At 58.6% G+C, this 20,233-nt stretch carries 16 protein-coding genes and 1 pseudogene; 6 read left to right on the top strand and 11 right to left on the bottom strand.

Annotation, left to right across the window (positions count from 1 at the left end):
- Position 1 precedes the first annotated feature (1 nt).
- From hydA to BVL55_RS02205, 4 genes are read right to left on the bottom strand one after another with little or no spacing between them, the layout of a single operon-like run.
- On the bottom strand, positions 2-1,459 hold the full coding sequence (gene hydA, locus BVL55_RS02220) for a dihydropyrimidinase (protein ID WP_075995537.1): 1,458 nt from the start codon (positions 1,457-1,459) through the stop codon (positions 2-4).
- A 42-nt stretch (positions 1,460-1,501) separates the two neighbouring features.
- Entirely contained in the window at positions 1,502-1,717 is a 216-nt protein-coding gene (locus BVL55_RS02215; protein WP_075995536.1) for a hypothetical protein, read from the bottom strand.
- A 4-nt stretch (positions 1,718-1,721) separates the two neighbouring features.
- A complete protein-coding gene (locus BVL55_RS02210; protein WP_075995535.1) occupies positions 1,722-2,972 on the bottom strand; it encodes a Zn-dependent hydrolase in 1,251 nt (416 codons plus the stop codon).
- Positions 2,973-2,982: 10 nt separating this feature from the next.
- A complete protein-coding gene (locus BVL55_RS02205; protein ID WP_075995534.1) occupies positions 2,983-3,276 on the bottom strand; it encodes a cupin domain-containing protein in 294 nt (97 codons plus the stop codon).
- Positions 3,277-3,422: 146 nt separating this feature from the next.
- Here BVL55_RS02205 and BVL55_RS02200 point away from each other — a divergent pair, with 146 nt between their 5' ends.
- Complete coding sequence (locus BVL55_RS02200) at positions 3,423-4,061, top strand: TetR family transcriptional regulator C-terminal domain-containing protein (RefSeq protein ID WP_428977269.1); 639 nt, start codon at positions 3,423-3,425, stop codon at positions 4,059-4,061.
- 12 nt (positions 4,062-4,073) lie between these two features.
- On the opposite strand, the gene BVL55_RS16950 is transcribed toward BVL55_RS02200, so the two are convergent.
- From BVL55_RS16950 to BVL55_RS02180, 5 genes and pseudogenes are all read right to left on the bottom strand, one after another.
- A complete protein-coding gene (locus BVL55_RS16950) occupies positions 4,074-4,445 on the bottom strand; it encodes an EamA family transporter (protein ID WP_244530567.1) in 372 nt (123 codons plus the stop codon).
- Positions 4,370-5,029, bottom strand: coding sequence for a DMT family transporter (locus tag BVL55_RS16945; RefSeq protein WP_244530566.1), 660 nt, complete (start codon positions 5,027-5,029; stop codon positions 4,370-4,372). Before BVL55_RS16945 ends, BVL55_RS16950 begins: the two co-directional genes overlap by 76 nt.
- 112 nt (positions 5,030-5,141) lie before the next feature.
- The gene (preA, locus tag BVL55_RS02190; RefSeq protein WP_075995533.1) at positions 5,142-6,452 is read right to left on the bottom strand and encodes an NAD-dependent dihydropyrimidine dehydrogenase subunit PreA; all 1,311 of its coding nucleotides are present in this window, start codon (positions 6,450-6,452) and stop codon (positions 5,142-5,144) included.
- Between the two features lie 11 nt (positions 6,453-6,463).
- Positions 6,464-7,830: pseudogene (locus BVL55_RS02185) on the bottom strand (NAD(P)-dependent oxidoreductase).
- A gap of 142 nt (positions 7,831-7,972) precedes the next feature.
- Positions 7,973-8,929: a glycosyltransferase gene (locus tag BVL55_RS02180; RefSeq protein ID WP_156892382.1), complete on the bottom strand. Its 957-nt coding sequence runs from the start codon at positions 8,927-8,929 to the stop codon at positions 7,973-7,975.
- A gap of 374 nt (positions 8,930-9,303) precedes the next feature.
- Here BVL55_RS02180 and BVL55_RS02175 point away from each other — a divergent pair, with 374 nt between their 5' ends.
- Positions 9,304-11,298 (top strand): serine/threonine-protein kinase, encoded by a 1,995-nt coding sequence (locus tag BVL55_RS02175; RefSeq protein WP_156892381.1) that lies wholly within the window; start codon positions 9,304-9,306, stop codon positions 11,296-11,298.
- Between the two features lie 191 nt (positions 11,299-11,489).
- Here BVL55_RS02175 and BVL55_RS02170 read toward each other — a convergent pair whose 3' ends face one another.
- On the bottom strand, positions 11,490-11,918 hold the full coding sequence (locus tag BVL55_RS02170; protein ID WP_075995530.1) for a MerR family transcriptional regulator: 429 nt from the start codon (positions 11,916-11,918) through the stop codon (positions 11,490-11,492).
- A 614-nt stretch (positions 11,919-12,532) separates the two neighbouring features.
- Between BVL55_RS02170 and BVL55_RS02165 the strand changes: the two genes are divergently transcribed.
- Both BVL55_RS02165 and BVL55_RS02160 read left to right on the top strand, forming a co-directional pair.
- Entirely contained in the window at positions 12,533-15,922 is a 3,390-nt protein-coding gene (locus BVL55_RS02165) for an SEL1-like repeat protein (protein WP_075995529.1), read from the top strand.
- Between the two features lie 74 nt (positions 15,923-15,996).
- On the top strand, positions 15,997-16,467 hold the full coding sequence (locus tag BVL55_RS02160) for a DUF3429 domain-containing protein (protein ID WP_075995528.1): 471 nt from the start codon (positions 15,997-15,999) through the stop codon (positions 16,465-16,467).
- Between the two features lie 17 nt (positions 16,468-16,484).
- Here BVL55_RS02160 and BVL55_RS02155 read toward each other — a convergent pair whose 3' ends face one another.
- The gene (locus tag BVL55_RS02155) at positions 16,485-16,736 is read right to left on the bottom strand and encodes a YMGG-like glycine zipper-containing protein (RefSeq protein WP_075995527.1); all 252 of its coding nucleotides are present in this window, start codon (positions 16,734-16,736) and stop codon (positions 16,485-16,487) included.
- A gap of 187 nt (positions 16,737-16,923) precedes the next feature.
- Here BVL55_RS02155 and BVL55_RS02150 point away from each other — a divergent pair, with 187 nt between their 5' ends.
- Together BVL55_RS02150 and pdeM are read left to right on the top strand one after the other, a co-directional pair.
- Complete coding sequence (locus BVL55_RS02150) at positions 16,924-19,470, top strand: ligase-associated DNA damage response DEXH box helicase (RefSeq protein WP_075997827.1); 2,547 nt, start codon at positions 16,924-16,926, stop codon at positions 19,468-19,470.
- 93 nt (positions 19,471-19,563) lie between these two features.
- Entirely contained in the window at positions 19,564-20,229 is a 666-nt protein-coding gene (gene pdeM / locus BVL55_RS02145; RefSeq protein ID WP_075995526.1) for a ligase-associated DNA damage response endonuclease PdeM, read from the top strand.
- The last annotated feature ends 4 nt before the right edge of the window (positions 20,230-20,233 follow it).

Here is a 20,233-nt window from a genome sequence, read left to right as displayed (position 1 = left end):
GTCAGACCCCGCTTGCCGGAATGCCGGTGCGTTCCACCTTGCGTGGTGCGGTCAATTCCTTCCAGGAGGAAAGCGCCTTGTTGACCGGGCCCGACGGTTCACGCTTGACGAACTCGCCATGGCCTTCCCTGGCTTTCACCTCGCCGTCCTCGACAGAAACCAGCCCGCGGGTCAGGGTATAGCGCGGCAAGCCTTTCACATGCTTGCCCTCAAACACGTTGTAGTCGATCGCCGATTGCTGGTTCTTGGCAGCAATCGTTTTTTCCTTACTGGGATCCCAGACCACAATGTCCGCATCGGCCCCGACCAGGATTGCGCCCTTCTTCGGATAGATGTTGAGAATTTTGGCGATGTTGGTGGAGGTAACTGCCACAAACTCGTTGGGAGTCAGCCGCCCGGTATTGACCCCATGGGTCCACAGCATCGGCATGCGGTCCTCGAGCCCGCCGGTGCCGTTGGGTATCTTGGTGAAATCGCCGACACCGAACCGCTTTTGTTCGGTGGTGAAGGCGCAGTGATCGGTCGCCACCACTGAAAGAGAACCGGCCTGCAGGCCTGCCCAGAGCGAATCCTGATGCTGCTTGTTGCGGAAGGGCGGGCTCATCACCCGGCGGGCGGAATGATCCCAGTCCTTGTCGAAATATTCGCTCTCATCAAGGGTCAGGTGCTGGATGAGCGGTTCACCCCACACCCGCATGCCCTTCTGCCGTGCCCGGCGGATTGCTTCATGGGCCTGTTCGCAGGAGGTGTGCACCACATAAAGCGGCACACCCGCCATGTCGGCGATCATGATCGCCCGGTTGGTGGCTTCGCCCTCCACTTCCGGCGGCCGTGAATAGGCGTGGCCTTCCGGCCCGTCATTGCCTTCCTCAAGCAGTTTTGCCTGCATGGTGGCAACCACATCGCCATTTTCGGCATGGACCAGCGGAATGGCCCCCAACTCGCCGCAGCGCTGAAAGGAGGCGAACATTTCATCGTCGTTCACCATCAGCGCGCCCTTGTAGGCCATGAAATGCTTGAAGGTGTTGATGCCTTTTTCGCGGACGACCGTTTCCATCTCGTTGAAAACCTGCTCACCCCACCAGGTGATCGCCATGTGGAAGGAATAGTCGCAATTGGCCCGGGTCGACTTGTTGTCCCACATCTGGATCGCTTCCAGCAGCGACTGGCCAGGGGATGGCAGGGCAAAATCAACCACCATGGTCGTGCCGCCGGAAAGGGCTGCCCGCGTGCCGGATTCAAAATCATCGGTCGAATAAGTGCCCATGAAGGGCATTTCCAGATGGGTGTGCGGATCGATGCCGCCCGGCATCACATAGCAGCCGGTTGCATCCAGCTCCTTGTCACCGGAAAGCTTCGGCCCGATCTCGGTGATGACACCTTTTTCAACCTTCACATCCGCCTTGTAGGTGAGATCGGCGGTAACGATGGTGCCGTTCTTGATAACCGTGCTGGACATGGTTTCCTCCCTTGTCAATCTGTCCGGCGGCAGCGCCGCCTGCTAATCCTTCTTCTGCTTCGCGCGCTGGGCAAACCAACCCGACAATATGGCAAATCCGGCCCCTGCCAGTGCCCAGACCACGACGATCTGAAGTATGGTCAGGGCATCGGCAGCAACGCCGCGATAGCCGAATTCATAGGCGCACCAAAGCGCAATCATCAGCACCGTCCAAACGGCGCCATCCATCCAACGGGCGTTGGCAAGCAAATCCTTCAATCAATTACTCCACGATCTCCGCTGTTTCGACCACCGCGTGGAACAGAACGTCCGCACCGGCGGCTGCCCATTCCTTGGAAATCTCCTCCGCTTCATTGTGGCTCAATCCGTCGACACAGGGGCACATCACCATGGCCGTGGGCGCCACCCGGTTGATCCAGCAGGCATCGTGGCCCGCGCCGGAGATGATGTCCATATGCGAATAGCCAAGCCGTTCTGCAGCATCGCGGATCGCCTTGACACAGCCATGGTCGAATTCCGGCGGATCGAACTGCCCGACGATCGCGCATTCGAAGGAAACCCCAATTCCTTCACACAGGGCCGGCGCCTCCTTCATCAGCCGGTCGACCATGCCGTTGAGGCGGTCCAGTTCGTGGCTGCGCAGATCGACGGTGAAGACCGCCTTGCCCGGAATGATGTTGCGCGAATTGGGATAGATGTCGATATGGCCGATGGCACCCACCGCATTGGGTGCATTATCCATGGCGATCTGATGCACCAGTTCGGTCACCAGGGCCAGGCCGCGCCCGGCATTCTTGCGCATCGGCATGGGCGTTGAACCGGTGTGGCTTTCCTTGCCGGTGACGGTGCATTCGATCCAGCGCAGTCCCTGGCCATGGGTAACAACGCCAATGTCCTTGCCTTCGGCCTCCAGGATCGGCCCCTGCTCGATGTGCAGCTCGAAAAAGGCCTTCATCTTGCGGGCGCCGACTTCTTCCTCTCCCTTCCAGCCGATGCGTTCCAGTTCATCGCCGAACTTCAGGCCGTTGGCATCGGTATGCTGATAGACATCATCCTGCTCAAGGACGCCCGCAAAGACACCCGATGCCATCATGGCCGGGGCAAAGCGCGTGCCTTCCTCATTGGTCCAGTTGGTGACCACAATGGGATGCCTGGTCTTGATGTTGAGGTCGTTGAGCGAGCGGACGATTTCCAGTCCGGCGAGCACGCCCAGCACGCCGTCATAACGTCCGCCGGTCGGCTGGGTGTCGAGGTGTGAGCCGACGTAAACCGGAAGGGCATCGGGATCGGTGCCCGGCCGCGTCATGAACATGGTTCCCATTTCGTCGACGCCCATGGTGCAACCGGCATCCTCGCACCATTTCTGGAACAGTTTGCGCCCCTCGCCGTCTTCGTCTGTCACGGTTTGCCGGTTGTTTCCGCCGGCAATGCCGGGGCCGATCTTTGCCATCTCGTGGATGGAATCCCAAAGCCGGTCACCATTTATCTTCAGGTTTTCGCCAGGCGCTGCCATGGGTTTTCTCCTACTTCAATTCCGTTTCGACAAAGGTCATCGGTTTGCTGCCCGCATTGATGACATTGTGTTCGACGCCCTCCATCCTGCGATAGGCTGCTCCGGCGGGCATTGCCACCTCGCGGCTTGCGCCATCCGGCTCTTCCAGCAGCATGCGGCATTCGGTTACGGGGGTAACGACGTAATCGTATTCGTGGCGGTGCCAGCCGGTTTCTGCGCCCGGAGCAAAGTCGAAGCGGGTGACCCGTACCCGGTCGTCATCCACCAATAGCGTTGCTGTTGCTTTTACTCTGGCCGGCGGCAAATTCCCCTCCTCAAAAAATTGACCGGTTGGTAAAGATTACAGGTTCCGCTTTGACTCTCAAGGTGTAAAATGCCGCTTTGAAGCACTTTCTTTGAATGGATGAAAGCCAGGCGGCAAAAAGGCTGCATGTACAGGGAGACTTGAAATTGCCGGTAGCGGTACCCAGAGCAGCCAAGACACGCCGCAGAACGCGGATTCAGGCCGAACGGGAAGAGTTGATACTCGAAGCTGCCCTGGAAGTTTTTTCCGCTCACGGCTTTCGCGGCGCGACCATTGACCAGATCGCCGAACAGGCCGGCATGTCAAAGCCCAACCTGCTGTACTATTTCCCCAACAAGGAAATCATGCACCGCATGCTGATTGACCGGCTGCTGGAAACCTGGCTTGCTCCCCTAAAAAGGCTGAACCCGGAGGGAGACCCCCTCACGGAGATCCGCAGCTATATCCGCCGCAAGCTTGAAATGGCGCGGGATTTCCCCCGCGAATCGCGTCTGTTCGCCAATGAAATCCTGCAAGGAGCGCCACGGATCCCCGACGAACTCAATGATCTGAAAAAGCTCGTCGATGAGAAGGCAAGCGTCATCAGCGGCTGGATAGAACACGGCAGACTTGCCCGGGTTGACCCCTATCACATGATCTTCTCGATCTGGGCGACCACGCAGCACTATGCTGATTTTGATGTCCAGGTCCGTGCTGTGCTGGGCGCAAAGCGCTCCGGCGAGGGCCGGTTCGAGGATGCGGCGCGTTATCTCGACCAGCTTTTTCTCGGCGGACTGAAGCCATAATCGTGAAATGCCTCAACCGTCTGGCGCGAAGGCCAGCACCAGCAGCGCGGCAGCGGTAACAAGCGCACCGGCAAGAACCGGAAAAGTGGCCCAGCCATGGCCGATCACACCCTCGATGACAATCACGAAGGCTGGTGTCAGATAGCCATAGGCCAGCACTTTGGATGCCGGCAGGCGCAGGGCGGCAAACTGCAGCAGAAAGAAGGTCAGCGCCGTTGTGAAAATGAAAAGGTAGGCAATGGCGATCCACACAATTGCAGGCAGTGCGATCCAGCCGGTTGCCGCGAGGTCGGGAAGTCCTGCCAGCGTTATCCACAGACAGACCGCCGCGAGCGTATAGAAGGAATAGGTAACCGTTGGCTCGCCACGGCTGAATTTGCGCACCAGCGGGGCGTAAGCGGCATGGCAGGCGCAGCCCACAAGAAAGATTGCCTCCCCCGCCCGACCTCAAAACCCAGTATGGCATCAACATCCCCGCGGAAAATCACCCAGATGGCGCCGGCGGCTGCCACCAGCAGGCTGAGCATGACGGTAGGCCGCGTTTTCTGCCGCAGGAACAGCCATCCGAACCCCGCGCTCATCAGCGGGATAAGTGTGAACACGGCACCGGTTGAAACCGGGCCGGTGATCTGAAGCGCCACGAACATCAGCACAAAATAGACCGCCATCAGGCCACCGAGAACGACAAAACGCCACGGCGATTGCGGCCAGCGGGGAATCTTGCCGGTCAGGGCAAATGCCGCAATTCCCATCAGCAGTGCGGCAAGAAAAAAGCGAACCGAATTGAGCGCAGCCGGGGCAATGTGCGGGGCGGCCTGATCGCCGATCGAAAACGATCCGGCAATCAATACGGCAAACAGCAACATGGCCAGATGGCCGAGCCATTTGTCCCTTCCCGTGGCATGGGCAGTGGAATTCGCGTTTGCTGTTGGGTTTGTTTGCGAAGCCGGTTTGGTTTTTTTCAGCAAGGCTGACTCCGGCCTGGTTTTCGACTGTAAGAACCGTGGAGGAGGCGGGCGGCCCGGCACAGACCCGCCAGCACCCGCCCCCTCCCGGGAGGAAACCCAAAACCGGGTTTGATTACTCAGCGGCGACCCTGGACGGGTTGTTGGGATGTTCCGTCCAGTTGGCATATTGCTTTTTCACCTTCTCGCCGGTGCGTTTGTCCACGGTACCGGCATCGAGCGGTTCCATGGTAATGCAGCCCTCGACCGGGCAAACATTGACGCAAAGATTGCAGCCAACACATTCCTCGTCGATCACCTCAAAACGGCGCTCACCATCGACCATGTGTGTGATGGCCTGGTGGGACGTGTCTTCGCAGGCGATGTGGCAACGGCCGCATTTGATGCAAAGGTCCTGATCGATGCTCGCCTTGGTGACATAGTTGAGGTTGAGATACTGCCAGTCGGTAACATTGGGTGTTGCCCGGCCGGTGATGTCATCAAGTGTCTTGTGGCCTTTCGAATCCATCCAGGCCTCAAGCCCGGCAATCATCTCCTCGACGATCTTGAAACCGTAGGTCATGGCCGCCGTGCAGACTTGGACATTGCCTGCCCCCAGTGCAATAAATTCGGCAGCATCACGCCAGGTGGTGACTCCGCCAATGCCCGAAATCGGAAGGCCGGCGGTTTCGGGATCGCGGGCGATCTCGGCCACCATGTTGAGCGCGATGGGCTTGACTGCAGGACCGCAATAGCCGCCATGACTGCCCTTGCCGTCAATTGAGGGCTCGGGCGAAAACGTGTCGAGGTCGACGCCGGTGATCGAGGAGATGGTGTTGATCAGCGAAACCGCATCGGCCCCGCCGGATTTGGCGGCCCGCGCCGGATAGCGGATGTCGGTGATGTTCGGCGTCAGCTTGACGATGACCGGCATGCGGGTATTGGCCTTGCACCAGCGCGCCACCATCTCGATGTATTCGGGCACCTGGCCAACGGCGGACCCCATTCCGCGCTCGCTCATGCCGTGCGGGCAGCCGAAGTTAAGTTCGATGCCGTCAGCGCCGGTGTCCTCCACCAGCGGTAGGATCTTCTTCCAGGCCTGCTCCTCGCAGGGCACCATGATGGAGACCACCACAGCGCGGTCCGGCCAGTTGCGTTTGACTTCCTTGATCTCACGCAGGTTCACGAACAGGTCGCGGTCGGTGATGAGTTCAATGTTGTTGAGGCCAAGCAGCCGCCGGTCCGCGCCCCAGATCGCGCCATAGCGCGGACCATTGACGTTGACGACGGGCGGGCCTTCCTCACCCAAAGTCTTCCATACCACGCCACCCCAGCCCGCTTTGAAAGCGCGCTCCACATTGTACTGTTTGTCGGTTGGCGGGGCGGAAGCAAGCCAGAACGGATTGGGAGACTTGATGCCTACGAAATTGTTGGAAATGTCAGCCATGGCTCTCCTCCTCAGCCCAAAAGTGCCCGGTGAATGCTCTCGGCCGCATCGCGCCCCTGTGCAACAGCCGTCACGGTCAGATCCTCACCCTCGCCGGCACAATCACCACCGGCCCATACCCCCTTCATCGAGGTGCGGCCTTCTCGGTCCACCTTGATGCGGCCGCGTTCAAGCCTGATGCCGGCGCTGCTGCCATTGAGGTGTTTGTCGGTGAGCTTTTGACCGATGGCCCGGAAAACCTGGTCAGCAGCAAGCTTCAGTTTTTCGCCCGTGCCTTCCAGCTTGCCTTTTGCCAGGCGCGTGTATTCAAGTTCGATGCCAGTCACCTTGCCGCCCTTGCTCTTGAGCTTTGCAGGCTGCAGCCAGTGGCGGATGATCACGCCCTTCGAGGTGGCCAGTTCCTGTTCATATTCGGAGGCATTCATCTGCTCCTTTCCACGCCGGTAGCAGATGGTGACATCCTCGGCGCCAAGCAGCTTTGCCTGGATGGCGCAGTCGATGGCCGTCATGCCACCACCAATCACCACCACTCGCCTGCCGACGGGAATCTTCGACTTGTCCTCTGCCTGGCGCAGGGCTGCGATGAAGTCGACAGCATCCTCGACGCCATCAGGTTCCTTGCCCTTGAGTCCCAGGGCGTTGACGCCCGAAAGCCCCATGCCGAGAAACACCGCATCATATTTCGATGCGAGATCGGCGAGATGAATTTGCTGTCCCAGCTTCTTGCCATACTGAATGTCGATGCCGCCAATGGCGGTTACATAATCCACTTCAGCCTGGGCAAAGCCATCCACGGTCTTGTAGGCGGCAATGCCGAATTCGTTGAGCCCGCCCGGTTTTTTCCTGCCTTCGAGGATCGTCACCTCGTGACCATGCATGGCAAGGCGGTGGGCGCAGGCAAGGCCGGCTGGCCCGGCGCCGACAACGGCAACTTTCCTGCCGCTTGCCTTTGCGCGTTTGTAGAACTGTATTCCCTCATGCATGGCATGGTCGGTGGCATAGCGCTGCAACTCGCCGATCTTGACCGGCTTGCCTTCTGCAATTTCCCGCACGCAGACCTGTTCACACAGGGTTTCCGTCGGGCAAACCCGTGCACACATGCCGCCCAGAATGTTCTGGTCGAAGATCGTTTTCGCCGATCCTTTAACATTGCCGGTAGCGATCTGGCGGATAAACATCGGAATATCGATTGAGGTCGGACAGGCTGTCACACAGGGCGCATCGTGGCAGAAATAGCAGCGGTCGGCGGCAACCAGTGCTTCGTGGTGGTCAAGCGGGGGTGCAGATCAGCAAAGTTCTGATCTATCTCGCTGCGCTCTAACCGCGCGGCTGCGATACCATCTTTCGGGGTTCCCGATTTACCTGGGTTGCTTGCCATTGATGCTCCTCCTGACAGGCTGTCTGCCAAGTCCGCCGAAGCGGCTCTCCTCGGGCAAGTATAGGCACAGGTCAAAAAATTTATCAATTGGTAAATTTTTTACCGGGCGGGAAAATATCCACTCCCGGGATTGCGACACAAATCACGGCCTTCCGGCAAGATACCAGACCAGTTTCCTGCGCTCCGGGTCTTCGATGAACGCCCGAATGACAGAGACGATACGCCCAAGGGAAAGATGGCCCTCGTGGTACTGCAGCGCGTTGGCGGACAATTGCTTTATCCGGCTTTCCCGCATCGTCAGAGCTTCTTGCATGACGGTCCCAAAATCACTCTTTCCGGCAAAGGAAAGCGCACAGCCGCCCTGTTGCAGCGCGGGATTGTAAAGATGAGGATATTGCAGAACCGGCACTGTGCCGCAGGCCATTGCCTCATTGAGATTCTGGCACCAGGGATAGCGGGCACCCGGCGTGCACAGGAAAAAGCCTGCCTTGCTGGTCAGATCGAACCATTGCGCGGCGGGAATGCGAAAGTCCCGCGTGTCGACCCAGACAAGTTTCTTCAACGGTTTTTTATTCTTCTCAGCACCGTTGATCAGGTCGGCCAGTTCCTGTGCAGTTTTTGGAAAAACTGTCTTGTCTTCGGGAAGCGCCTGCACCAGCCGGTGCAATTCATGCCGGTTCAGAAGGCCGAATTCACTGTCCATCTGCGGTGTATCATAGGTTGCCGGGTCGCAATTGCCGGCAAAGAGCATGGTGAGCGGGCGCTTTTTGTGCTGTGACAGGGCTGCTGCCCTGACATAGGCCTGATCGTTGATCTGATCGGGATGAAACAGGATCGGATGAAAGACTTCATCCGGCGTGAGCCGGCGTCCGGCCGCACCTGGAAGGTCATAGGAAATCTCGATAACCTTGTCGGCGTTTGCAGCAGCTTTCGGCTGATCGGTGATCAACAGAGAGGGGCTGGAAGGCAGCCGCCAGCCAGCGATACAAAACCTGCTTTCGATGGCAGATCGCTCAAGCCTGCCAAGCTTGAAACGGCGCAGCGCGGGAAATACCGCCCGATGATGGATGCCCGCCGCGCTCAAAACCTTTGAGACCACGGTGAACCGCCGGCCGTTTCGCCGCGCCGGAATGTACACCGTCGGCAAAGCAACAGGCGGATTTGCTCCGCTGGCGAGAGTTTTGCCCGGCTTCATGCGCTTATTCATCGTGCAATGGCATCGTGTACTGGCAGTTGTGCATCAAACACCGTCTACCGCAATTCCACCTCCGGCGAAATCGGCAAAGCCCACAAACCCTCCCGATACCTCCGGCCCAATTCAATCCATCGAGCCGCGCGCTGCATGGAAGGATATGGCCGCTACCCCTTTCAATTCAAAATTCCAGAGTCTATTGCATCGGGAAAAGAAAATCGGCGCCAGACCCAGCGGGAAAGGACGCCGCATCGAGAGACGTAGTGCCCGGGGACGAGCGTTTGCAATCTGAACTGGTTCCAAGGAAGACATGGCTTTCCAAGCGCCAGCAGAAGCTGAACCTTCTGTTGGCGCGTGTCGTCAATCCGGTTCTGCTGAACTTCCGCTATGGTTACGTCTTCAAGGACGGCAAGTGGGGGTTTCGGCGGGTAAAGGGAAAGCCGAAGCGTATTCGCCATACCTTCGAAGATGGCACGCCCAATTGGGACATGAACAATGCTGCGCCGCTGCCGTTCGAGGAGAATACGGTTCGCCGCATGATCGAGCTGAAGCCCCAGGGCAAGGTGGGGAAACGCTCAAAAAAATCGAAGCGCCGCAAACGCCGCTACATTCCGGCCGAGCTGGGCGTGGAAGGCTTCTTCCGGAAACTCAACGAAAACGGCATCTCCTACGCAGCGCTGCGCTGGTTCGACGAACTGCCTTACGTTGCTTCGGGCGAAGACATCGATTTGCTGTTTGCGGATGAGGACATGGAATTCCTCGACACACTCTTCATTCCCCACCGAAAACGCGGGGCAATCAAATGCGATGTCTATTCGGCCGGCGGCCTCCTTGGCAGCAACTTTGAAGGCCTTCCCTATTACGAAAAGCGCCTTGCCACCGACATTCTTGCCCATACCCGGATGGTCAAAGACCTGGTAAAGGCGCCCGATACAGAGCGCCATTTCCTGTCGCTTGCCTATCACGCCGTCTATCACAAGGCGCATGGTTCAGGCCTGCCGCTGGAGGCAGGCGGTGAACCGTTGAAAAGAATCGAGGATCACGACTACGCCGCTGTGCTGGGAGCACTGGCCGATGAACTCGGCTGGAAGGTGGAACTGTCCCTGTTCGGCCTGCACCGCTTCCTGACAGAACGCGATTGGGCGCCGGCCACCGATACGATCCGCAAACTATCGGGAACGAGGCCGGTTCTGAAACTCCTGCTGGGCGATCATGGCGTTGCCGTCGACCGGGAACTCAGTGTCTTCGTGGTGCGCGAGTGGGCGAAAGAGCGCAATCTGCTGCCCTGGATAACCGCCAACCTGCGCTATTACGGTTTCGACGTCAAAATGGTTCATGAACTGAACGAAGAAGAGCGGGAGGCAGCATCGGCCCGCATTCGGGGCGGCAATTGGAACAAGGGGCCGTACCCGGTTTCAGGCGGCAAGCCCTATGCCGTCATTGCTGCCTGCGATTATGCTCCCGAACCCCCCGACGAAGAACTGAAACGGGCCCAGCCCTATGCGCTCAACGCCCGCTCTGTGGCAATAAAGGCACTGTTGAGGAAGGGGATTAACCGGGTACTGCCTTCAAGGCTGAGGACCAACCCGGTTCACAGCGCCGATGACGAGATCGAGGCCTGGGAATATCTCGAAATATGCTGCCCTTCGCGGGTTGAGGAAATCCGTTCCCGTGTCGAACAGGGCTACCGCGGAGATCCGACCATCAAACTGCGCCTTCACCGCGGAAAGCGCGCCGTAAGCTACCTGGTGTTCCGGGATGGAAAGCCCTGCGTGCTGAAACTGTTCAGCGATCATCCCGATGCCAGAAAGGCCTACAATGCGGAGATGCGCGCCGTTGAGCTGTTTGAAGGAAAAGCCTGGGCACCCAATTGGGTGGATACCGGCCCGAACTGGATTTTGGAGAATTTTTACCCGCAGGCACTGCGCCTCGACCGGATAGCGGAAACCCTGGAGCGCAATCAAAGGGTAGAGGTTGCCGCAAAAGCAGTCCGTGTCCTTCGCGATATCTTTGATGCCGGTCATGCCCATCGTGACGTCCACGCAGAAAACTTCTTTCTGGTGGATGGCCAGCTTGTGCTGATCGACTTTGAAACGCTGGGACAACAGGCACCGGATGTGAAGTTCGAAAACTCCTACGACATTACCGGCAAGGGAATGGACACGCCTTTCATGACGGGCACCATGTGCTATTCCAACCGCCGCAGCGACCGTTCGCTTTCAAGGGTTTTGGGAGTCGGCTTCGAAGAGGCGCTTGAAGCCGAAAGGCAAATCTAGAGCGTGCCCGGTTTAAATGGAAGCAGTTTGCATGGATGGATTTTTCGTTTCTGGTGAGGAGAACACCGCAGCGCGGTGCCTTGCCACCTCGCAAGGATTTCGATGAAGCCAGAACGCAAAAGACACCACAGCCGGGCACTTAACATCATGAATGTATCGGGTTTTCTGCAATCGTTTGAGCCGGACACACTCTAGAGGCGGCTTTCCAGATAGCTGATGGTTTCAGCAACCTCATCAAGCGCTTCGTCTATTTCCTTTTTCTGCTCTGTAAGGACGCCAACCTGCCGTTTGAACTTGTTGATCAGCTTTTCCGTGGCCTCACGGGTAAGGTGATCCTGGTCGTTCACTTCGAGAATTTCCTCGATTTCGGCAAGCGAAAATCCTGACCGTTTGGCCAGCAGAATCAGTTTGAGCCGTTCCCTTTCGGCGGCAGAATAAAGCCGCGTCGACCCAACGCGTTTGGGCGACAACAGATTGCGGTCTTCGTAAAACCGCAGCGTACGCAGGGTTACGCTAAATTCACGGGAGAGTTCTCCGATGCGGTACATGGTTTCCGCATCGTCGCCGGTCTCATCTCTCACCAATCCGATCAGGTTGCCGGTTTGGGCATGTGGATGCATTTGCTGTTCCTCACAAAAAGCCGAATTCCGCAGATCCAGACCAACGGGCTGCCTTCCCGTTTCCCCACTTGACCTAACGTACGGGCATTGATGTCGTGGCGCAAGTATTCAAGTGTCATGATGGTGATTAGGTCCTGCTGACAAATAGGTTGAACCAGTCACCTTGCACGAAACCTGTAGCGGGCCTTCAGGCTGAAGATGGTTTATCCTTGATCTGCCTGCCTGTTTTCTGGCCGAGCTCTGAAAAGTGACGGTGACTCAGCCAAAAAAACAGCATGATTACGTTAACGTCCACGTAAACATCGCTGCAAACCGTTTCAACCCATCTTGGCTGCTTCTGTGCAGCGGCACCCCGACACATCAACCGGTTGCGGGAAATTTCCGGTTCGGGTGTGGCTTACGACCTTAATCATCTGATCGTTAACCATTAACGGCTTGTTTACCCTGTTTTGTGAAAGGTGGTGCCTACAGAGGCGTTGCGCGACGTTTTTGATTCGCAAGCCAGTTTAGGACGTATTTTCGGATGAACTTCACGGATCGAAGAAATGCCACCGCAACGGATCTGGAAGATGGATCGGATACGTCACTAGCCAGCAGGGGCCGTTGAACGTAACATGAGTAGAATTCGTTCTCATCTCGACGCGATTATCTCCGGAGACGGCAATCAGGATCAGCCGGCTGGTGGTGAGCCTTCCCCACGCCCCGCGTTTCCGCGCTCTGACGGCAGGGCGCACGCGCAGCCTGCTCCCGCACAGACTTCCTACGGCAGACCGCAATCTGCACCCAACCTTCAGGATATTCACAGGTCCCTCGACCAGCTGTCGCGGCGGATCTCGGCAGCATCCCGCAGCAGCGCTCCCTCCGCGCCACAGGTAACAGCCAGCGCACCGCCACTGGCCGGAGAAATCCAGCAGGAAATTCACCGTGGCATCAGTCAGCTCAAGCAGGAGCTGGGTCATTCCCTTGACCATGATCTCAAGCGTATTGCCGACGGTGTTGCCGCGATCCAGAATGGCCAGAACCTGCACCCTGACTATGCCGACCGGATGCAGGCGGAACTGCAGAACCTGAACAACAGCATTCGCCAGATTGCAGAAATGCAATCGGCGCCTGCTTCCCAGGTCGATCTTTCGGGCGTGTCCCGGTCGATCGAAAACGGTTATTCGGAAATCGTCCAGAAGCTTGATCAGGTGCTGGCCCAGCGCGGCGATGAACTGCCGCAGCTTCCAGACATCAGCGTTCCGGATTACTCAAATGAATTCAAGGCACTGGCCACCCGCATCGAGGAAGTGGCACGCGCCGTCGTCTCCATGTCGGTTTCTGCCGTTGATGGCGAAGAACATCATGCCCTGGAGCGGATTGAAGCGCGCCTTGCAAGTCTGGCAAAGGCCGTGGAGGCTGCACCGGCAGCCATTGCTTCATCACCGGACACCTCCCAGTTTGCCGACATGGCCAGTCATCAGGAAACCGTCGCGGCGGAACTGGCCCGTCTTTCGCAGCATCTTGAGGCGCTGCAGGCCGGCGGGGCAGCGTATGGACAGCCGGGAAGTTCGGGGGAGCCGGCCCATAACATGGCCGGGCTGGAAGAGAGAATTACTGCGCTGGCGGACCGCCTGGACGATCTCGTTTCAGGAGCCGCCCAGAGCCTTGATCGAAACGGCGATGAAGTGCTCGCCGTGTTGCGGGATCTGGTTGGGCGCGTTGAGGCAATTGAACAACTGGCCGTACAGGCCGCACAGGAAGATTATGACGGCGACCCGGCTGCTGCAAATGGCGGCAATGACCGCATTGCCGGTCTTGAATCCCAGATTTCGGCCATCATCTCGCAATTGGGTAGCGCTTCGGTTGATCCTGAAACAGGCGACCCGCAGCCCCCTCTGCCAGGCTCGATTGCCGAACGGCTCGAAAACATCGAAAGCCAGATCGCTGCGAGCCGTGATATCGTGATCGACATGGCGTCTCAGGCCGCACAACAGGGGCCAGAGGACGGCGCAAACGCGGCAAATCTGGATGCTGTTCATGCCTCCCAGCTTGATGAAGTTCTGGCCGAACTCCGCCAGATCCGTGAAGCAAGCGCCGGTGGCGATCGTGGCACTGAAAACCTGGAAGAAATTGCTCAGGCAATCCAGACCATATCCACCAGGCTCGATCAGATAGAGACGGTGCAAACCTGGCCAGCGGCCCAGCAGGAAAACGATGGGTCTTTTGAAGGCCTCGGCGCGGCGCAGGTAGCCGAGACACCTTACACCCCCGATACCCTTCAGGCTGCCCAGGCAGCTCCGCAGGAAGTGTTTTCCCAAAGCGAGCTGCCACAGGTGGATGAGGTTCCGCCACTGGCGCCCGAGCATGATCAGGCACTAGTCGGGGCAGAGCCAACCGGCGCCTTTTCCGAACACCCCGCCCATCCGGCTGATGCGGACCCGATCCATCCAGCCGATGCCCATCCGTCCGATGCCCATCCATCCGTTGCAATGGCACAGGCTGGCGAGGTCACAGCGCCCGAAGCAGAAGATGTTCCCCTGGAGCCAGGTTCGGGCATGCCGGACCTTGAATCCCTCGTGCGCCGCGCCACCAACCGCAAGCGCGCCAAGAACGAGCCCGAGCTGGAAGATTCCAGCGACGACGATGGCATTAACGACCTGATGGCTGCCGCACGCCGTGCGGCCCAGGCAGCTTCCGCACAAGCCCATTCCGCCCGTGAGCGCAATTCAATGGGCGGAGAAAAGACCAGCGGTCTTGAGCGTTTTTCTTCCGGCAAACCTTCCATTTTCAGCCGCAAGGCACTTTTGGCATCGGTTGCCGTGATAGCGCTGGCCTATGCCGGCTGGGCCATCGTCCCGAAGTTTCTCGGCAGTTCGAGCAACACCGAGATTTCACAGATCACACCGCAGGAACGGCCTCTGTCTTCTGAAGAGGCCGGCGAACCTGAAATTGCGGCAGTTGGCGAAGACACCGCTGAAACCGATGAAATCCGGCCGGCAGACGATGCAAGGACGGCCGAAGCGCCGGAAAGCGCGCCCGTTGAAGAAATGCCGGAAGCCAGCATTGATGACGAGGTTTCTGCCACCATGCCCGCATTGCAGGAAGGCAGTGCGGACACGGTACCGGCTATGGCGGCGGGCAATGCCAGGATTTCCATTCCGGACGGCATGCCGAAGGAACTTGCGAATTCCGATCTGGTGCAGGATGCAGCCAATGGCAACGGCAATGCGCTGTTCGAGATTGCCCGGCGCTATACGGAAGGCGATGGCGTTGACCGCGATCTGAAAACCGCGGCGGCATGGTATCAGAAAGCGGCCGATTTGGGCCATGCTCCGTCCCAGTACCGGCTTGGCAACTTCTACGAAAAAGGTCACGGGGTGACTGCAGATACAGGCAAGGCAGCTCAATGGTATTCAAAGGCTGCAGCCTCCGGCAATGCGCTTGCGATGCACAATCTTGCCGTGCTCAATGTTCAGGGTCTGCTGGGAAGCGATCCCGACATGGAAACAGCCATTGGCTGGTTCGAAAAGGCTGCCAATCTCGGCGTCAAGGACAGTCAGGTCAACCTTGGCATTCTCTACACGCGCGGCATGGGCGTCAAAGCCGATCTGGAACAAGCCTACAAGTGGTTCGCCATCGCTGCCAAGGGCGGCGACAACGATGCTGCAGCGAAGCGGGACACGGTTGCCAAGAACATGCGGCCGGAGCAGCTTGAAAAAGCCCGCGGCGAAGCAGAAATCTGGAAACCCAAAACGCTTAACCGCGAAGCCAATACCGTTTCGCTGGAGGAAAGCTGGAAGACCGGCAGCCGTCTGGAGCGCGCAGCGCTGCCCCAAACCGAGCTGATACGAAGAACCCAGGCCATTTTGACCAAACTTGGCTTCGATCCGGGACCGGCAGACGGCATTATGGGAGCCAAGACGGAAGAGGCCATCAGGGATTATCAAAAGAAATTCGGCCTGCCTGTAGACGGGCGCGTCTCTCCCGGCCTGCTTGAAGCCCTGTCGGCCCAGGCTGTCTGAACCCGTTGGCATCCAGAACGGCAAAACACTGACGGATGCCTGGTAAAACCATGCGAACGGTACCTCCCCAAACCATGAACAATATTCTGAAGGATCGCAAATATCTGGCCCATGTGCTGGGTATCGCGGGCCTTCTGCCCTTTGCCGCCTGCGCGGTTTTATTGCTGCTGCTGGGAAGACAAAACGCGCTGGCAGGACCGGTGATTGAAATATTCACCAGCTATTCCATGATCGTTTTATCGTTTCTGGGCGGCATTCGTTGGGGATATGCCCTGCTGCCGGCGCAAGACGGGGAAACGCCGGACCACCCGATGATACTCGCATGGTCCGTGCTTCCGGCAATAGTGGCATGGTCAACGGTGTTTTTCAGCCGCCCCGCCGCACTGGCAATTCTGTTGATCGCCTATTGCGTCCAGGGCGTTTGGGACAGTTTTTCAGCGCATTCCGGCAGCCTGCCGCGCTGGATTGCCCCGCTTCGCATCATGCTGACCGTGGCAGCAGCCGTCTGCCATGCCATCGTATTCCTGATGGCTGCCTATTCCTGATCAGGGTCAGGACTGTTTCAGCGGCACCGCGCAACATAGCGTCTGCCGCGGCGGTCACGATAATAGCAATCGTTAAGCGAATTCGCGACCCTGCCGATCAGAACCCCTGCTCCCGCGCCGACAGCAGCACCGACTGCCGCCCCTTCCAGGCTGCCGCTTGCAATGCCGCCAATGGCTGCACCAGCCGCGCCGCCAATGACTGCGTTGTCACGGTCTACCGACGTGCAGGCTGCCAGTGCGAGAGTCAAAGACAGAGCTGCCGCTTTCATCCAATTTGCCGCCACTTTACTACTCCTTTTGTTTCAATTTGATCCATTGAAAGATCATCTCAACTGAATCAATGCGGCAGGGGTTGAGGCGGTTCAATCACCTTTTGTTACAGGGCCAAAACAGCCCGGGTCACGCACTTGCAAGCAGGTGTCGACCGCAGCACAGCATCTGCCTATGGTGGATGCGATGAACAAGAAGCCGACAGCCAATCCGCCTTTGCCAGAGCTCCCGTTGCCGGAGCGCTTTTCGGCATGGTTTGCGCAGCATGGCTGGCAGCCAAGACCTCATCAAACCGAACTGCTGCAGCGTTCGATGGATGGCCACTCGACCCTGCTGATCGCACCCACCGGCGCCGGCAAGACCCTGGCCGGCTTTCTGCCTTCGCTCGTTGCCCTTGATGCAAGGCCCGGGCGCAAGCCTGGCGAGGCTTTTGCCGGCGTGCACACGCTGTATGTTTCACCGCTCAAGGCACTGGCGGTCGACATTCAGCGCAATCTGGCCATGCCGGTTTCGGAAATGGGTCTGGATATCGCGCTGGAAACGCGCACCGGCGACACGCCGCCCCACCGCCGCCAGCGCCAGAAACTCTCACCGCCGGATATCCTGCTAACCACGCCGGAACAGGTTTCCCTGCTGATCGCCTCCAAAGACTCGGCACGGTTTTTCAAGAATCTGCGCTATGTGATTTTGGACGAACTGCACTCACTGGTAACGTCCAAGCGGGGCCAGTTGCTGTCGCTGGCGCTGGCACGCCTGCATCGCCTCTCGCCACAGCTGCAGACCATCGGGCTTAGCGCCACGGTCGCCGATCCGGCAGAACTCTGCCGCTGGCTCGTGCCACAGGAAAGCAATGGTGAAATCCGTGAAGCCGGGTTGATCGAGGTAACCGGCGGCGCGCAGCCACAGATCACCATTTTGAAGTCGAACGAACGGGTGCCCTGGTCGGGCCATTCGGCCCGCTACGCCATGCCGGAGATTTACCAGGCGATCAAACAGCACAGGACGACGCTTTTGTTCGTCAATACCAGAAGCCAGGCCGAGCTTCTGTTTCAGGAACTGTGGCGCATCAATGAAGCGGTCCTGCCCATTGCGCTGCACCATGGTTCGCTTGATGTGGGCCAGCGCCGAAAGGTCGAAAAGGCGATGTCGGAAAACCGGCTGCGCGCGGTGGTTGCGACTTCCACACTGGACCTTGGTATTGATTGGGGCGATGTCGATCTGGTTGTGCATGTGGGAGCGCCGAAAGGGGCCAGCCGGCTTGCCCAGCGCATCGGCCGGTCCAATCACCGCATGGATGAACCCTCGAAGGCGATCCTTATTCCGGCCAACCGTTTCGAGGTGCTGGAGTGCCAGGCAGCGCTCGATGCCAACTATCTGGGCGCTCAGGACACGCCGCCGCTTCGCGAAGGCGCACTGGACGTTCTTGCCCAGCACATCCTTGGCATGGCGGTTGCAGAACCCTTCGATGCCGACGCCCTGTTTTCGGAAGTAACCTCGGCAGCGCCCTATGCGGCCCTTGACCGGGAGACATTCGACCGGACAGTGGCGTTTGTGGCAACCGGCGGCTATGCGCTGAAGACCTATGAGCGGTACGCGAAAATCCGCAAAACAGCGGATGGCAAATGGCGAATTTCCCATCCCGGTTTTGCCCAGCAATACCGTCTCAATGCCGGTACGATCATCGAGGCCCCCATGCTGGAGGTGCGGCTGACAAGGATGAGCGGAAAGGCGTTGCGCAGTGCCGGAACGTTCCGGGGCGGACGCAAGCTTGGCAAGATCGAGGAAGGGTTTCTTGAATCGCTTGCCTCCGGCGACACCTTCATCTTTGCAGGCAGAACCGTGCGTTTTGAAGGCATTTCGGAAGCAACCTGCTTTGTCAGCGATGCCGAAGGTAGCGATCCCAGAATTCCGGCCTATGCCGGTGGGAAGTTTCCCCTGTCGACCTATCTTGCCGATCAGGTTCGCTCCATGCTTGCAAGTCCCGGCGAATGGGCCCGCCTGCCCGATCAGGTGGCCGACTGGCTGCGTATCCAGAAATCGGCATCCATTCTGCCCGCCAAGGAAGACCTGCTGATCGAAACCTTCCCACGGGGAGGCAAGTTCTACATGATCGCCTATCCTTTTGAAGGCCGGCTGGCGCATCAGACCCTTGGCATGCTGCTGACCCGCCGCCTGGAACGGGAAAAGGCAAGACCGCTCGGCTTTGTGGCAACGGACTATGCTCTCGGCATCTGGGGGTTGCGCGATTTCGGCCGCATGGTCGAAACGGGCGAGATGTCGCTTTCAGCCCTGTTTGACGAGGACATGCTGGGCGACGACCTGGAAGCGTGGCTGGACGAATCCTTCATGCTGAAACGCACCTTCCGCCACTGTGCCACCATCGCCGGGCTGATCGAAAAGCGCCATCCGGGCAAGGAGAAGACGGGCCGGCAGATGACGGTATCCTCCGATCTTATCTACGATGTCCTGCGCGAACATGAACCCGGCCATATTCTCCTGCAGGCCACAAGGCAGGAGGCGGCATATGGCCTGTTGGATGTGCGCCGCCTTGACGATATGCTGAGGCGAATCAAGGGACATCTGGTTCACAAAAGGCTCGACCGTATTTCACCCTTGGCGGTTCCCCTGATGCTGGAGATCGGCAAGGAATCGGTTGCCGGCGATGCGCAGGAAGCGCTGCTTGCCGAAGCTGCCGACGAACTGGAAGAAGAACTGATGGCCGGTCTTGGCTGACCGTCATGACGGAGATGCGGCAAATCAATGGGATCGGCTTCGGGCTCAGCGAAATTGGCGGTACCCTTGGAGGAACGCGCAGCTTGTATTGATATGGTCGTTGCAGGTGAACGGCTGACCTGCGATTGGGCGGGATGTGTCTACTGGGCCGATAAGGAAACGCTCATCGTTTCCGACCTGCATCTTGAAAAGGGTTCTTCCCATGCCAGCCGCGGAATGCTCGTTCCGCCCTACGACACGGCGGCGACGCTTTCGCGGCTTGCCCAGCGTGTCGCTCACTGGAACCCCCAACGCATTATCTCACTGGGCGACAGTTTTCACGACACGACCGCTTTCTTGCGTCTTGGCCAGCGCGACCACGATGCCTTGAGCCATCTGATGAAAGGCCGCGAGTGGGTCTGGATCTGCGGCAATCACGACCCTTCACCGCCGCACACTCTGGGCGGTATCGGTGCGCGGGAGATGCTGGTCGGGGGGCTGACCTTCCGCCACGAGCCGCTTGCCGGAGAGCGGAGCGGAGAAATTGCCGGCCACCTTCACCCCTCGGGGAAAATCATCCGCCGCTCAAAGCACGTTCGCAGACCCTGTTTCGTGACTGACGGAACGCGGATGATCCTGCCGTCCTTCGGCGCGTATACCGGTGGTTTGAACATCCGCGACAGCGCGTTTTCGGGCCTGTTCAATCAGGACCGGTTGAGTGCCATTCTGCTTGGCCGTGGCCGCGTCTTTCACATCGGCGGCCGTAATCTGGTGGCTTGAAGCG

Source organism: Salaquimonas pukyongi, from assembly GCF_001953055.1.
GTDB lineage: Bacteria > Pseudomonadota > Alphaproteobacteria > Rhizobiales > Rhizobiaceae > Salaquimonas > Salaquimonas pukyongi.
The sequence above is the reverse complement of the archived record's forward strand: the minus strand, read 5'-3'. Positions and strand labels throughout refer to the sequence as shown.